Source organism: Janthinobacterium sp. UMAB-60 (assembly GCF_900095235.1).
In the GTDB taxonomy this organism is placed as follows: Bacteria; Pseudomonadota; Gammaproteobacteria; order Burkholderiales; family Burkholderiaceae_D; genus Janthinobacterium.
This window is the reverse complement of the sequence record NZ_LT607538.1, coordinates 1-296: the sequence shown is the minus strand read 5'-3', so window position 1 is coordinate 296 and position 296 is coordinate 1. Positions and strand designations below refer to the sequence as shown.

The window sequence follows — 296 nt, the reverse complement described above, 5'->3', positions numbered from 1 at the left end:
GCCGTCGGCCGAGGTAAACGCGCGCACGCTGGCCACGTCGCCGATGCCGGCCAGTTCATTGATGTTCAGGGTGGCGCCGATGCGGTTGCGGCCCGTGTAGCGGTTGCCCTGGTTATCGACGTCGATGCTGCCGTTGAAACGCGATCCCGGCTGCACCTCGACGATGAGGTCGGATGCGCCCAGGGACGCGCCCGGCGCCAGGGTCGAGCTGACCTGCACGCCCGGCAAGTCCGACAGCAGCAGCAAGCGCCGCTCCAGCGGCGGCGTGGCAATCACTTGCCCGTCGAGACCGGCCA

The 296-nt window shown here is 69.3% G+C and carries 1 protein-coding gene; it reads right to left on the bottom strand.

Annotation, left to right across the window (positions count from 1 at the left end; translation table 11 throughout):
- Positions 1-296, bottom strand: a 296-nt coding sequence (locus tag K0F86_RS27205) for a ShlB/FhaC/HecB family hemolysin secretion/activation protein (RefSeq protein ID WP_306823231.1), incomplete at both ends; no start/stop codon positions are given.